This is a genomic window from Xanthomonas sp. 1678 (assembly GCF_031455575.1).
Lineage (GTDB): Bacteria > Pseudomonadota > Gammaproteobacteria > Xanthomonadales > Xanthomonadaceae > Xanthomonas_A.
Genome location: NZ_JAVDSZ010000001.1, coordinates 485,561 through 498,671, shown reverse-complemented (window position 1 = coordinate 498,671; position 13,111 = coordinate 485,561). Strand labels below are relative to the sequence as shown.

General features: G+C 71.2%; 11 protein-coding genes. 6 read left to right on the top strand and 5 right to left on the bottom strand.

Annotation, left to right across the window (positions count from 1 at the left end):
• Positions 1-201: 201 nt before the first annotated feature.
• A complete protein-coding gene (locus J2Y70_RS02270) occupies positions 202-657 on the bottom strand; it encodes a PA2169 family four-helix-bundle protein (protein WP_309912772.1) in 456 nt (151 codons plus the stop codon).
• A 457-nt stretch (positions 658-1,114) separates the two neighbouring features.
• Here J2Y70_RS02270 and J2Y70_RS02265 point away from each other — a divergent pair, with 457 nt between their 5' ends.
• The gene (locus J2Y70_RS02265; protein WP_309912770.1) at positions 1,115-2,194 is read left to right on the top strand and encodes a tetratricopeptide repeat protein; all 1,080 of its coding nucleotides are present in this window, start codon (positions 1,115-1,117) and stop codon (positions 2,192-2,194) included.
• 92 nt (positions 2,195-2,286) lie between these two features.
• On the opposite strand, the gene J2Y70_RS02260 is transcribed toward J2Y70_RS02265, so the two are convergent.
• Entirely contained in the window at positions 2,287-3,492 is a 1,206-nt protein-coding gene (locus J2Y70_RS02260) for an MFS transporter (protein ID WP_309912768.1), read from the bottom strand.
• Positions 3,493-3,758: 266 nt separating this feature from the next.
• On the opposite strand from J2Y70_RS02260, the gene J2Y70_RS02255 reads away from it, so the two are divergent.
• A complete protein-coding gene (locus J2Y70_RS02255) occupies positions 3,759-4,847 on the top strand; it encodes an alkene reductase (RefSeq protein ID WP_309912766.1) in 1,089 nt (362 codons plus the stop codon).
• 51 nt (positions 4,848-4,898) lie between these two features.
• On the opposite strand, the gene J2Y70_RS02250 is transcribed toward J2Y70_RS02255, so the two are convergent.
• Both J2Y70_RS02250 and J2Y70_RS02245 read right to left on the bottom strand, forming a co-directional pair.
• Complete coding sequence (locus J2Y70_RS02250; protein ID WP_309912764.1) at positions 4,899-7,397, bottom strand: S9 family peptidase; 2,499 nt, start codon at positions 7,395-7,397, stop codon at positions 4,899-4,901.
• A gap of 95 nt (positions 7,398-7,492) precedes the next feature.
• Positions 7,493-8,398: a LysR family transcriptional regulator gene (locus J2Y70_RS02245; protein ID WP_309912762.1), complete on the bottom strand. Its 906-nt coding sequence runs from the start codon at positions 8,396-8,398 to the stop codon at positions 7,493-7,495.
• Between the two features lie 85 nt (positions 8,399-8,483).
• Here J2Y70_RS02245 and J2Y70_RS02240 point away from each other — a divergent pair, with 85 nt between their 5' ends.
• Together J2Y70_RS02240 and J2Y70_RS02235 are read left to right on the top strand one after the other, a co-directional pair.
• The gene (locus J2Y70_RS02240; protein WP_309912760.1) at positions 8,484-9,692 is read left to right on the top strand and encodes a serine hydrolase domain-containing protein; all 1,209 of its coding nucleotides are present in this window, start codon (positions 8,484-8,486) and stop codon (positions 9,690-9,692) included.
• Complete coding sequence (locus J2Y70_RS02235; RefSeq protein WP_309912758.1) at positions 9,689-10,900, top strand: MFS transporter; 1,212 nt, start codon at positions 9,689-9,691, stop codon at positions 10,898-10,900. Before J2Y70_RS02240 ends, J2Y70_RS02235 begins: the two co-directional genes overlap by 4 nt.
• A gap of 92 nt (positions 10,901-10,992) precedes the next feature.
• Here the strand turns inward: J2Y70_RS02235 and J2Y70_RS02230 are convergent, their stop codons facing one another.
• Entirely contained in the window at positions 10,993-11,334 is a 342-nt protein-coding gene (locus J2Y70_RS02230) for a zinc ribbon domain-containing protein YjdM (RefSeq protein WP_263397760.1), read from the bottom strand.
• A gap of 104 nt (positions 11,335-11,438) precedes the next feature.
• Between J2Y70_RS02230 and J2Y70_RS02225 the strand changes: the two genes are divergently transcribed.
• On the top strand, positions 11,439-12,392 hold the full coding sequence (locus J2Y70_RS02225; protein ID WP_309912756.1) for a cation diffusion facilitator family transporter: 954 nt from the start codon (positions 11,439-11,441) through the stop codon (positions 12,390-12,392).
• Between the two features lie 125 nt (positions 12,393-12,517).
• A complete protein-coding gene (locus tag J2Y70_RS02220) occupies positions 12,518-12,988 on the top strand; it encodes a peptidylprolyl isomerase (RefSeq protein ID WP_263397758.1) in 471 nt (156 codons plus the stop codon).
• The last annotated feature ends 123 nt before the right edge of the window (positions 12,989-13,111 follow it).

The window sequence follows — 13,111 nt, the reverse complement described above, 5'->3', positions numbered from 1 at the left end:
GGGCGGCCATGGTAGCAAGCGCGCTGTGTCAGGCGCATAGCGCGAACCCGCGATGCGGCGGTGGCTTGCCCCCAACGCAAGAAGGCCGACCGGACGGATCCGGTCGGCCTTCGCCTGTTCGGCACCGGCGCGATACTGCCCGCAAAGGCAGCACCATGCCGAGCCGCTGAAGTCGGCCGGACGCGCGGTCCGGCCGCCGGCTTACGCCGCGTTCTTCATCGCCAGCTTGCGATTGCGCATCACGTCGTGGCAGGCGCGCACTTCCGGCAGCAGGCGGGTGGCCGCATCGCGCGCGGCGACCGGGGTGTCGCTGTCGGCGATGGTCTCGTTGAACGCCTTCACCAGGCGATCCTCGGACTCTTCCAGTTCGGCCACGTAGCCGTACTTGGTGTCGCCCAGCGCGGCGCGCAGCTTGCCGTACATCTGCTGCATGCTGCCGACCATGGTGCCGTGTTCCTCGGGCTTGCCGCCGACCCCCTGCACCACCGCGCTGAGGCTGCTGACGATGTCGGACTTGACCCCGGCGATGCGCAGGAACAGCGCCGACAGCTCCGCGTCGCCGACCTTCTGTGCGGCTTCTTCGTAGAACTGCTTGCCGTCACGGGAAATGGCGATGAGGTCGTTGAGGCTGTGGGTGGTCTTGCTCTGAATGCTCATGGATGGAACTCCTTGCTGCGGTGGGCCGGCGACATCGCGCAACGGGCACGTCGGGTCGTGTTCCCCTGGATGTCGTTCGGCCGCGGATGAAGAATTTGCCGCGTTGCGTCTTGAGGGCGATGCTGGGCGCGGCGGCATAAAGCGCACGTGAGCCGCAGCCGCATCGTCGTCACGCACCGTTGCCGGCGATGAACAGGTGTTCATCGCTGCGCGCAGACAGCTTGGTGATATTTTCGCCAAGGCATGGCGCCGCCTTGCGTGAGTGGACGCGAAGCCGGTTATGCACACGGCTGCCCGGGTTTCGTCCACAGCCGCTGTGGATGAATACGCGCGACCGGGCCGCGGTCACGCCGCTCGCCTACCCGGCTTCGAGCCAATGCCTTCCGGCACATCCAGGGCGGCGGCGAAGGTCTATATTGGCGGGGAGGCCCACTGCCGGGTCGCTGCGAGGTGCGCCATGTTCGGTTGGACCGCATTCGCCCTGGTCGCCGCAACGGCGATCGCACCACCGCCGCCGTCACCGCCCTCGCCCGAGCAGCTGCTGCGGATCCCGCCTGCCCTGCACGCCTTGGTGCAACAGCGCGTGGATCCCCGCGCCTCGCGCGAACACCGCCTCGAGCAGCTGGTGCAACTGGCGTTCGACGCCGATGGGCTGAACCTGCAATACGACGCCAAGGCCACCCACAGCGTCGCCGAGAGCTACGCCACCCGCCGCGTCAACTGCCTGGCCTTCACCCTGCTGTTCGTGGCGCTGGCGCGCGACGCCGGGGTCGAGGCGCAGGTGCAGGAAGTGGGCCGCGTGCTGAGCTGGTACGAGGATGGCGATGCGCTGTACAACGCCGGCCACGTCAACGTCGGCGTGCGCATCGACGGACGCCGGGTCAGCATCGACCTGGACCGCAGCGTGCTGATGGAACGGCGCGGGCCGCAGCCGATTTCAGACCGCCGCGCACTGGCCCACTACTACAACAACCGCGGCGCCGAGCTGATGGCCGACGGCGCGCTGCCTGCCGCGCAACAGCACCTGGCGATGGCGCTGCAGATGGACCGCGACTTCGCCGCAGCCTGGAACAACCTCGGCGTGCTGGCGCTGCGCCAGGGCGACACGCAGGGCGCCGCCGCCGACTACGCCACCGCGCTGTCAATCGATCCCGGCCATGTCTCCACCCTCTCCAACGCCGCCAGCCTGTACCGGCGCCTGGGCGACAGCCGCCGCGAGGCGGCGATGCTGCAGCGGCTGCAGCGCGTGCAGCTGACCGATCCGTTTCACCAGTACCTGCTCGGCAACGAGGCCGAACGGCGCCAGGATTATCCCGCCGCCATCGGCTATTACCGGCATGCGCTGCGCCTGTACGACAGCGCGCACCTGCTGTACTTCGCGCTGTCCCGCGCCTACCTGCTCAACGGCGATCCGCGCCGCGCCAACTGGGCGATGCAACAGGCCCTGGAGCACGCGGACAAGACCGCGCAGCCGCGCTACCAGTCCAAGCTGGACGCGTTGCGGCGGCTGTCGCACAACGCGCAGGCGCGGCGCTGAGCGAACCGGCGCGTCGCTCGGCGCGAACATGTGCCGCCACTTCGCACGCAGGCGCCACGCGCACCGCAGCGCGCGCTGCCCACCGATGCGCGCTAGCTGGCGGTCGCCAAACGCGCGCGGCGCGCGTCGTGGCGCGCCCACAGGTACACCAGCAGGCCGCCCAATGCCGCCGCCGCGCCGACGTAGCCGGTCGAGGTCCAGCCCAGCCCGGCGCTGATCGCGATCCCGCCCATCCACGGGCCCAGCGCGTTGGCCAGGTTGAACGCGGCATGGTTGGAGGCCGCGGCCAGGGTCTGCGCCTCGCTGGCCACGTCCATCAGCCGGGTCTGCAGCACCGGCGCCAGCGCGCCCATGGTGCCGACCGCGACCACCGCCGGCAGCACCGCCCACGGCGACTGCGCGGCCAGCGGCCAGGCCAGCAGCACCGCCATCGACCACAGCAGCACCAGCGGCACCGCACGGAACTGCAGGCGGTCGAACAGCCAACCGCCGGCGAGGTTGCCGAGCAGGCCACCGAAGCCGAACGCGCCCATCGCGAACGGAATCCAGCGTTCGGAGACGCCGGTGACCTGGGTCAGGGTCGGCGCCAGATAGCTGAACACGCAGAACATGCCGGCGAAGCCGACCGAGCCGATGCCCAGCGCCAGCCACACCTGCGGACGGTTGAACGCGCGCAGTTCGCGCAGCGGCCGCTGCCGCGGCTCGTCCGGATCGGCCGGCAGCAGGCGCATGACCAGCACCACGGTCAGCACCGCGATCGCCGCGACCAGCGCGTAGGCGTAGCGCCATTGCGCCACCTGCCCGAGCCAGGTCGCCAGCGGGTTGCCGATCAGCACCGCCAGGTTCAGCCCGAGCAGTACCCAGCTCACCGCCGCGCCGCGCTGGTCGGCAGGGCTGATCGACGCGGCGACCAGCGTGGCCACGCCGAAATAGGCGCCATGCGGCAGGCCGGCGATGAAGCGCACCAGCAGCATGCTGTGGTAGTCCGGCGCCAGCGCGCTGGCCAGGTTGCCGACCGCGTAGAAGCCCATCAGCGCCAGCAACAGCGTGCGCCGTGGCCAGCGCGCGCCGACGATCGCCAGCAGCGGCGCGCCGACCACCACGCCCAGCGCATAGGCGCTGATCAGGTGCCCGACCTGCGGCTCGTCGATCGCCAGCCCGCGCGCGATGTACGGCATCAGGCCCATCGTGGAGAACTCGCTGGTGCCGATCGCGAAGCCGCCCATCGCCAGCGCGAACAGGATCAGCACGTAGCCGCGGCGCGACAGCGGCGCCGGGGAAGTGGCGGGAGTGGACATGCCCGAAGCCTGATCGAAGAGGGCCGCCCATTATTGTGCATCGCAGCACGCGATTGAACCCACGCCCGCGCAACACCGCGTTGCAGCGCTTCCAGGCGGCCTCAACACGGCGACGGCCTCGCCGGCCAGACCTCTGCCGGTAACGCACTGTCCTACCGCGCCCGTGCGCAATCGGCCGCAGCCGTCCCCATCTGATCCAGGGCACGCCTGCGCCGCCGGCGCTGCGTCGCCCTTGCCTCCCCCAATTTCTACGAGAACACCTGCCGATGACCGCTACCGCTTCCCCGCTGTTCACGCCGCTGCGCCTGGGCGCGATCGAACTGGCCAACCGCATCGTGATGGCGCCGCTGACCCGCAACCGCGCCGAAGGCGACGGCCGCATCCCCTCGCCGCTGGCCATCGAGTACTACGGGCAACGCGCCGAGGCCGGGCTGATCGTTGCCGAGGCCACCCAGATCAGCCCGATGGGCCAGGGCTACCTGGACACGCCCGGCATCTACAGCGACGCGCAGGTCGCCGCGTGGCAGCCGATCACCGCCGAGGTACACCGCCGCGGCGGCAGGATCGTGCTGCAGCTGTGGCATGTCGGCCGCATCTCCCACGTCAGCCTGCTGCCGGACGGCGCCGCGCCGGTGGCGCCGAGCGCGCTGCGCGCCGAGGCCAAGACCTACACCGCCGAGGGCTTCAGCGACGTCTCCGCACCGCGCGCATTGCGTCTGGACGAGATTCCCGACCTGATCGCGGACTACCGCCACGCCGCACGCAACGCCATCGCCGCCGGCTTCGACGGCGTCGAGGTGCACGCGGCCAACGGCTATCTGATCGACCAGTTCCTGCGCGACGGCAGCAACCACCGCGACGACGCCTACGGCGGCAGCATCGAGAACCGCACCCGCTTGCTGTTCGAGGTGGTGCAGGCGGTGGCGCAGGAGATCGGCGCCGAGCGCACCGGCGTGCGCCTGTCGCCGGTGACGCCGGTCAACGATGCGCACGACAGCGACCCGCAGCCGCTGTTCGAGCGCGCGGTCGAGCGCCTGGATGCGCTGGACCTGGCCTTCGTGCACGTGATCGAGGGCACCACCGGCGGCCCGCGCGACGGCATCGCCTTCGACTACGCCGCGCTGCGCGCCAGGTTCCGCGGTCCGTGGCTGGTCAACAACGGCTACGACAAGGCCCTGGCCGAGCAGACCGTCGCCTCCGGCCGCGCCGACGCGGTGGCGTTCGGACGCCCGTTCATCGCCAACCCGGACCTGGTGGAACGGCTGCGCCGCGACGCGCCGCTCAACGCGGTGGATGCGGACACGCTCTACGGCGGCGGCGCCAAGGGCTACATCGACTACCCGACGCTGGACTGAGCCGGGCGGGCGTGCGGCGGCGGCGCGAATCGCGTGCCGCCGCCTCACCGGTCAGGGCGTCGCCGCCTGCGGCGATGCGCCCGCGGCCAGATGCGCCTGCAGGAAACCGGCCACGCCGCTCCACAGCGCGGCACGGTGATCGACATCGGCAAAGCCGTGGCCCTCGCCGGCGAAGCTCAGCCCCACCGGCGGATTGCCGGCCATGTCCAGCATCCGCAGCATGCGCCGGGTGTGCTCGTAGTCCACGCGCCGGTCTTCCAGTCCGTGCGCCAGCATCACCGGCACCTTGATCGCGTCGTAGCGGTACAGCGGCGAGGTGCTGACCATCCGTTCCTGTTGCGTGTTCGGGTCGCCGAGCCAGCGTTCCAGTTCGGCGCGGCCTTTCGCATGGCTGCCCGAATCGCTGGCGGTATAGAACAGGATCCGGTCGGCGACCCCGGCGATCGATACCGCGCAGCGGAAGCGATCGGGCCAGCGCATCGCCATGACCAGCGCCGAATAGCCGCCGTAGCTGGCGCCCAGCACGCACATGCGCTGCGCATCCAGCGGATAGCGCGCCAGCGCCTGTTCGATCGCCGCGTCGATGTCGTCCTCGATCAGCGTGCCGAACCCGTCGCGCCCGGCTTCGCGGAACGCGCGGCCATAGCCGTCGGAGCCGCGGAAATTGACCCGCAGCACCGCGTAGCCGAGCGAGGCCAGGAACTGCGTGTCCGGATCGAAGCCCAGCGCGTCGGCCACGCCGATCGGGCCGCCATGCGGGAACACCACCAGCGGCTTGCGCCCGCCGCCTGGCGGCAGGGTCAGGAACGCGTCCAGCGCCAGCCCGTCGCGACCCTTGAACTTGATCACCTCGCTGGGCGCGAACGCCGTGCGCTGCAACCACGGCATGTCCTCGCCGATCGACACCGCGGCGCGCTTGTCCAAGTCCAGGTGAAACAGCTGCGGCGGGCGGTCGGCGGCATCGGCCCACAGGATCATCTGCCGTCCGTCCACATTGCGCGCGGCGATCTGCACGTTGCGCCCGGGCAGCGCGGCGCTCAGCGCGCGGTTGAGGCGTTCGTCGGCGCTCTCGAAATAGTGGCTGACCAGGCGCCCGCTCTCGTAGTAGGTCACCCCGATCGGCGCGCGCCGCGGGCCCTGGATCAGGTCGACGACGTCGACCCCGGGCTGGCTGAACAGCGTGCGCACGATCTTGCGCGCGGCGACGTCGTAGGCCACCAGCTCGCGCTGGCCGCGCCCCTCGTCGGTCACCGCGTAGATCTCGCCCGCATCGAAGGACAGGCCCATCGGCTCGAAATCGCGCAGGTCGCTGAGCGTCATCACGTCGCGGTAGGTCGCGCCCATGCCGTCGCGGTACATCAGCACGTAGTCGTCGTCGCGCCGCACCACCGCCAGGCGCAGCCGCCCGTTGCCGTCGGTCAGCCAGCCCACGTCGCGCTCCAGGCCGATGTTCAACCGCTCCTGGTAGCGCGGCCGCCAGCGGTCGATCGCCGCCTGGCTGGACACGTCCATCAGCTGCACCGCGGTGTCGCCGTTGCGCAGCGTGGTGGCGTACAGCACCGTGTCCGGCGTCTGCGGCAAGGCGGCCACGATGTAGCCGCCGTTGGGCAGGTTCAGCGGCATCCACTTGCGCGTGCCGTCGGCGGCGGTGTCCACGCGCATGCCGCGCACCACGTCCGGGCCGTTCGGCACGCGCACGCTGAACAGCAGCGTGTCGTTGCCGGCCCACAGCAGCTGCTTGATCGGCTCGACGCTGGTGGCCAGCAGGCGCTGCTCGTTGCTGGGCAGATCCAGCAGTTCGATCCGCCATTCGTCCTTGCGCTCGTGCAGCTGCAGCGCCAGCAGGTCGCCGCGCGGATTCAGGCGCAGCGCATTGACCAGACTGTCGCGGAACAGCGTGGCCGGCGCGATCGGCAACGCGCTCGCCGCCGGCGGTGCGCGCAATGCCACCTTGGCGGCCGGCGTGGCGCCCGGATGCTGCGCCAGCGCCTTGCGGTAGAACTGCGGGAACGGATCGGGATAGTGCCCCGAATAGGCCAGTTCGTAGCCGGACCACAGCGCCGGGTGGGTCTGCTGCAGCCAGTCCATCGCCGCCAGCGACCGGTTGACCATGCCCATGTCGGCACGGAACAAGGACGTGGGACGGAACAGCAGGTCGCCCGGATAGGTGATGCGCCCGGCCTGGATGCGGAAACGGAACTCGTCGCTGTCGCGCAGGTTGTAGGCGAACTGCGGTACCAGCACCACCTTGCGCCAGGCGTAGTCGCCGACCGGCGCGATGTACAGCCGGTAGCTGATGCCCGGCTTGAGCCTGGACATGGTGCCGGCGCCGAACAGCTTGCCGTCCTTGTTCAACTCCACGCCTTGGAGGTCGATAGCGGTGTCCACCGCGACCAGCACCAGGCCCTCGTCCGCCGCCAGCTGCGGGGTCTGCCCGGGTTTGACTTCCTGCATCCGCGCCCACGCCGGCAGCGCCAGCAGGCACAGCAGCAACAGCCCTGCCAAGCGGCGCCCCACGCGACCGCCGGCCGCGACAATCTGCTTCTCCATGCGTCCCCCTGCTCCCTGGTTGGGCGGCGCCCCCCGGCGCCCGTCCGCATCATAGCCGCGGCCAGGGCGGTCCGCAGGCCGGCCCGCGCCAGGACCTAAAGGGTCAGACGCTCGCCGAGAAAATCAATGAACACGCGCAGTTTCGGCAGCATGTGCCGGCCCGACGGCCACAGCAGGTGGAAGGTGCCGATGGAATCGACATGGTCGTCGAGCACGGTGCGCAAGCTGCCGGCCTCCAGTTCCGCGCGCACCGAGTGCTCGGGCAGGAAGGCGATGCCGCAGCCGCGCAGCGCCAGGCTCAGCCGCGTCTCGATGTTGTTGCAGACCATCGATACCGGCAACTGCAGCCCGGCCGCCGCCGCACCCAGCGGCCACGCTTCCAGGCGCCCGCTGCTGCGGAACCGGTAGTGCAGGCACTGGTGCGCGGCCAGATCCTCCGGAAGCTGCGGCGTCCCGTGGCGCTGCAGGTAGTCCGGAGAGGCGACCAGGCAGCGCCGGAAGCTGCCCAGCCGCCGCGAGGCCAGCCGCGAATCGTCCGGCTCGGCGACGCGCAGCACCGCATCGAAGCCTTCCTCGATCACGTCCACCAACCGATCGTCGAAATCCAGGTCGAGCTGGATCTGCGGATAGGCGCACATGAACCCGGCCAGCGTCGGCAGCAGCACGTTGTTGTTCATCGGCAGGCTGATCCGCAGCCGCCCTTTCGGCGTCCCGGCCAGGCTGCTCAGTTCGCCGCGAGCCGCCTCGGCCTCGGCCAGGATGCGCCGGCAGCGCACCAGGAACAGCTGGCCCTCGGCGGTCAGGGTCAGGCTGCGGGTGCTGCGATGGAACAGGCGCACGCCCAACGACTGCTCCAGCCGCGCGACGCTCTTGGCCATCGCCGACGCGGACACGCCCAGCGCCCGCCCGGCCTCGGCGAAACCGCCGCTCTCCACCACCTGTACGAAGCCACGCAGGCTGCCCAGACTGTCCATCGCATCGCCACCATTGCGGACATTCATGTCCTCACAGCCAGGAACTCTACCCGTCTTTTTCCGCAATCGGCATGCGCCCATGCTGCACCTCCCTCTTCCACGAGTTGCGCCGATGTCCCTGTCCCCCGCCGTCGCCATCCCTGCCCCGGCCCACGCGCCAGCGCTTTCGCCGCAACACGCCGCGCCGCTGGATGCCGCGATCGATGCCGCGCTGCGTCAGCAGCGGCTGGTCGGCGCGGTAGTGCTGGTCGCCCACCGCGGCACCTGCGTCTACCGCCGCGCCGCCGGCTGGGCCGACCGCGAGGCGCAGCGGCCGATGCGCGAGGACACCGGGTTCCGGCTGGCCTCGGTCAGCAAGCTGGTCGTGGCGACGGCTGCGTTGGCCCTGGTCGCGCAGGGCCGACTGACACTGGATGCGCCGATCGCGCGCTGGCTGCCATGGTTCCGTCCCGCACTGGCCGATGGCCGGGTGCCGGACATCAGCCTGCGCCAGTTGCTCAGCCACAGCGCCGGGCTCGGCTACCGTTTTCTCGAACCGGCGGACGGCGCGCACGCGCGTGCCGGCGTCTCCGATGGCATGGACAACAGCGGCCTGAGCCTGGAAGACAACCTGCGCCGCCTCGCCGAGGTGCCGCTGCAGTACGCGCCCGGCACCGGCTGGGGCTATTCGCTGTCGATCGACGTCGCCGGCGCGGTGCTGCAGGCGGCCAGCGGCCAGTCCTTGCCCGCGCTGGTGCGCGAGCTGGTCACCGCGCCGCTGGGCATGCACGCCACCGCCTTCCATGCCGAGGACGCGGCCAGCCTGGCCGTGCCCTACGTCAACGGCGATCCGGTGCCGCACCGGCTGGGCGAAGGCGAAATCGTCGCGCCGTTCGCGGACGGCGCCGGCATCGTGTTCCATCCCTCGCGCGCGCTGGACCGCGACGCGTTCGCCTCCGCCGGCGCCGGCATGGTCGGCACCGCCGACGACGTGCTGCGCCTGCTGGAGGTGCTGCGCGGCGGCGGCGCGCCGCTGCTGCCGGCCGCGCTGGTGGCCGAGATGGGCCGCGCGCAGGCCGGCGACTTCGGCCCAGCGGATGGGCCCGGCTGGGGCTACGGCCTGGGCTTCGCGGTACTGCGCGATCCCGCGCCGACCGCGACCCCGGAAGCGCCCGGCAGCTGGCGCTGGGGCGGCGCCTACGGACACGCCTGGTTCGTCGATCCGGCGCGGCAGCTGAGCGTGGTGGCGCTGACCAACACCCTGTACGAAGGCATGTCCGGTGCGTTCGTGGTCGAGCTGCGCGACGCGGTCTACGCCAGCCTGCGCGGGGTGCCGGCATGAGCGGCGACTGCCTCGCGCCGTGCCCGGCCGCGGCCGCTGCGACCGCGCCGCCCGCAACGCGGCGCCTGCCGTGGAGCGGCTTGCTCGCGCTGGCCTGCGCCGGCTTCGTCACCATCCTCACCGAAGCGCTGCCGGCCGGCCTGCTGCCGCAGATGGCGGCGGGGCTGGGCGTCGGCGAGGCCTGGGTCGGCCAACTGGTCACCGTCTACGCGCTGGGCTCGCTGCTGGCGGCGATCCCGCTCACCGCCGCCACCCGGCGCTACCGCCGGCGCCCGTTGCTGCTGCTCGCCATCGCCGGCTTCGTGGTGGCCAACACGGTCACCGCGGTGTCCGCCAGCTATCCGTTGATCCTGGCCGCGCGCCTGCTCGCCGGAGTCAGCGCCGGGCTGCTGTGGGCGCTGCTGGCCGGCTACGCGAGCCGCATGGTGGCGCAGGCGCAGCAGGGCCGCGCGATCGCGGTGGCGATGGTCGGCACGCCGCTGGCGCTGGCGCTGGGCGTGCCGGCCGGCACCTTGCTCGGGCAGCAGTGGGGCTGGCGCTGGACGTTCGGCGCGATGTCGCTGCTGGGTCTCGGCCTGCTCGGCTGGGCCCGCGCCGCGCTGCCCGACTTCGCCGGCCAGGCAGCGACCGCCGCGCTGCCGCTGCGCCGCGTGCTGGGCCTGCGCGGCATCGCCCAGGTGCTGGCGGTGATGCTGCTGTTCGTGCTCGCGCACAACCTGCTCTACACCTATGTGGCGCCGCTGCTGGCGCTGTCGACCGCGGCGGCCGCGCTGGACCGCTACCTGCTGCTGTTCGGCGTCGCCTCGCTGCTGGGCATCGTCGCGGTGGGCGTGTGGATTGATCGCTGGATGCGGCCGCTGCTGCTGGCCAGCATCGGCCTGTTCGCGCTCGCCGTGCTGGCGATGGCGCTGTGGCCGCGTTCGCCGGCGCTGCTGGCCGCGACGCTGGCGGTGTGGGGCCTGGCGTTCGGCGGCTGCGCGACGCTGTTCCAGACCGCGATCGCGCGCCGTGCCGGCGACGCCGCCGATCTGGCGCAGTCGATGGTGGTCACCGGCTGGAACCTGGCGATCGCCGGCGCCGGCGTGCTCGGCGGCATGGTGCTGCAAGGTTCCGGCGCCGCCGCGCTGCCGTGGGCGGCGCTGGCGCTACTGGTGCTGGCGTGGGCGTTCGCGCAGCGCCGGCACGGCTGGGCCAACGCCGGCGCTTGAGCAGGGCCGGCACGACCGGCGCGTGCTGTCCGTGATGCCCGCGGCCCATGCGCAACGCGCGACGATCTCGGCGCGCGCCTTTGCGCCGCCGCTCAGGCCTTGCGCAGGAAGCAGGTCTTCAGCACCAGGCCCTTGATCTTGTCCGAATGGCCTTCGATGTGTTCGGCATCGTCCTCGACCAGGCGGATGCCGCGGATCACCGTGCCCTGCTTGAGCGGGATCGACGAGCCCTTGACCTTCAGGTCCTTGATCACCACCACCGTGTCGCCGGCCTGCAGCACGTTGCCGTTGCTGTCGCGTACCACCGTCGCCGTGGCGGCAGCGCTGTCGGCTGCAGTCGGCCACTCGTGACCGCAGTCGGCGCAGATCCACATCGCTCCGTCGACATAGGTGTTCTGCAGGGTGCATTGCGGACAGGCGGGTGCGGCAGGCATGGCATTCCTTGATACGGCGACGACGGCAGGACGGCTATTGTAGCCGCCCGCTCCGCGCCGCCTCGCGCTGCCGCGGTCCAGGCCGCCTCTGCGCAGGAATGCCCATGTCCGCCGCTTCCGGATCCCGCCTTGCGATCTACGCCGCGCTCGCCGGCAATCTCGCCATCGCCATCGCCAAGTTCGTCGCCGCCGCGCTGTCCGGCAGCTCGGCGATGCTCAGCGAGGGCGTGCACTCGCTGGTGGACACGGTCAACGAACTGTTGCTGCTGTACGGCCTGCGCCGCGCCGCGCGACCTGCAGATGCCACGCATCCGTTCGGCTACGGGCGCGAACTGTATTTCTGGAGTTTCATCGTCGCCCTGCTGGTGTTCGCGCTCGGCGCCGGGGTCTCGCTGTACGAAGGCATCGCCCATCTGCGCAACCCGGAACCCGCCGGCAGCCATACCCTCAACTACGTGGTGCTGGGCCTGTCGATGCTGTTCGAAGGCGGCTCGTGGTGGGTGTCGCTGCGCGAGTTCCGCGCGCGCAAGGGCGCCATGGGCTACGTGCAGGCGTTTCGCGAGAGCAAGGATCCGAGCCTGTTCACCGTGCTGCTGGAGGACAGCGCCGCGCTGATCGGCCTGTTCATCGCGATGGTCGGCCTGCTGGCCGCGCAATGGCTGCAGATGCCGGAATTGGACGGCGTGGCCTCCATCGGCATCGCCGCGGTGCTGGCGTGCTCCGCCTTCCTGCTGGCGCGCGAGAGCAAGGGCCTGCTGATCGGCGAGCCGGCGGCGCGCCCGTTGAGCGACGCGTTGCGCCGCATTGCCGGCGCCGATCCGGACGTGCGTGCGGTCAACGGCGTGCTGAGCGTGCAGATGGGGCCGGAGCAGGTGGTCGCCGCGCTCAGCGCCGAGTTCGAGGACCAGCGCAGCACCGCGCAGATCGAAGCCTGCATCGAGCGCATCGAACGCGCCGCGCGCGCCGAGCATCCGGAACTGCAGGCGCTGTTCGTCAAACCGCAGACGCCTGCGGCCTGGCAGGCGCGGCGCAGCGCCCTGCGCGCGCCGCCCGCCTGAACGCGCGACCGGCGCGCCGACTTGCGATCCGCCGCTGCTTTTCGTTAGGGTATCCGGGTAGCACCTCTCATCGCGCTGTGACTGTGCCGGCGTATCCCACTTCTTCCCAATGAATGAGGTTTCCCATGGAGATCGCCAATGGTCTTGTCGCCACCATCCACTACACCCTGACCGACGATGCGGGCGAGGTGATCGACCAGTCCGCGCCGGACAATCCGCTGAGCTATCTGCACGGCGCCGGCAACATCGTGCCCGGGCTGGAAAAGGCGCTGACCGGCAAGCGTCCCGGCGAGCGCGTGCAGGTCGACGTGATCCCGGCCGAAGGCTACGGCCCGCGCCACGAACAGTTGAAGCAGCAGGTGCCGCGCAGCTCGTTCCCGGATGCCGAGGGCCTGGAGCCCGGCATGCAGTTCCAGGCGCAGACCGACCAGGGTCCGCTGCTGGTCACGGTCGCCGAGGTCGGCCCGGAACTGGTGACCATCGACGGAAATCATCCGCTGGCCGGGCAGGTGCTGCATTTCGCGGTGGAAGTGGCCGGCGTGCGCGAGGCCACCGAGCAGGAAAAGAACCAGGGCCACGCCGGCGCGGCGCTGTAACCGCCCGCAGCGAGCGCTGGATCCGTACGAGGCCCGCCATCGCGGGCCTCGTGCATTTGCGGCACCGTGCCGCCTCCGTGCACGCTGCCGGCACGGCGACCGGCTTGCGCCGCGCTGCGGCTT

Coding starts and splice junctions, on each gene's coding strand:
- J2Y70_RS02255 (WP_309912766.1), top strand. CDS start 3,759: ATGACCGCTACCGCTTCCCCGCTGTTCACGCCGCTGCGCCTGGGCGCG.
- J2Y70_RS02250 (WP_309912764.1), bottom strand. CDS start 7,397: ATGGAGAAGCAGATTGTCGCGGCCGGCGGTCGCGTGGGGCGCCGCTTG.
- J2Y70_RS02220 (WP_263397758.1), top strand. CDS start 12,518: ATGGAGATCGCCAATGGTCTTGTCGCCACCATCCACTACACCCTGACC.
- J2Y70_RS02225 (WP_309912756.1), top strand. CDS start 11,439: ATGTCCGCCGCTTCCGGATCCCGCCTTGCGATCTACGCCGCGCTCGCC.
- J2Y70_RS02260 (WP_309912768.1), bottom strand. CDS start 3,492: ATGTCCACTCCCGCCACTTCCCCGGCGCCGCTGTCGCGCCGCGGCTAC.
- J2Y70_RS02235 (WP_309912758.1), top strand. CDS start 9,689: ATGAGCGGCGACTGCCTCGCGCCGTGCCCGGCCGCGGCCGCTGCGACC.
- J2Y70_RS02265 (WP_309912770.1), top strand. CDS start 1,115: ATGTTCGGTTGGACCGCATTCGCCCTGGTCGCCGCAACGGCGATCGCA.
- J2Y70_RS02230 (WP_263397760.1), bottom strand. CDS start 11,334: ATGCCTGCCGCACCCGCCTGTCCGCAATGCACCCTGCAGAACACCTAT.
- J2Y70_RS02245 (WP_309912762.1), bottom strand. CDS start 8,398: ATGAATGTCCGCAATGGTGGCGATGCGATGGACAGTCTGGGCAGCCTG.
- J2Y70_RS02270 (WP_309912772.1), bottom strand. CDS start 657: ATGAGCATTCAGAGCAAGACCACCCACAGCCTCAACGACCTCATCGCC.
- J2Y70_RS02240 (WP_309912760.1), top strand. CDS start 8,484: ATGTCCCTGTCCCCCGCCGTCGCCATCCCTGCCCCGGCCCACGCGCCA.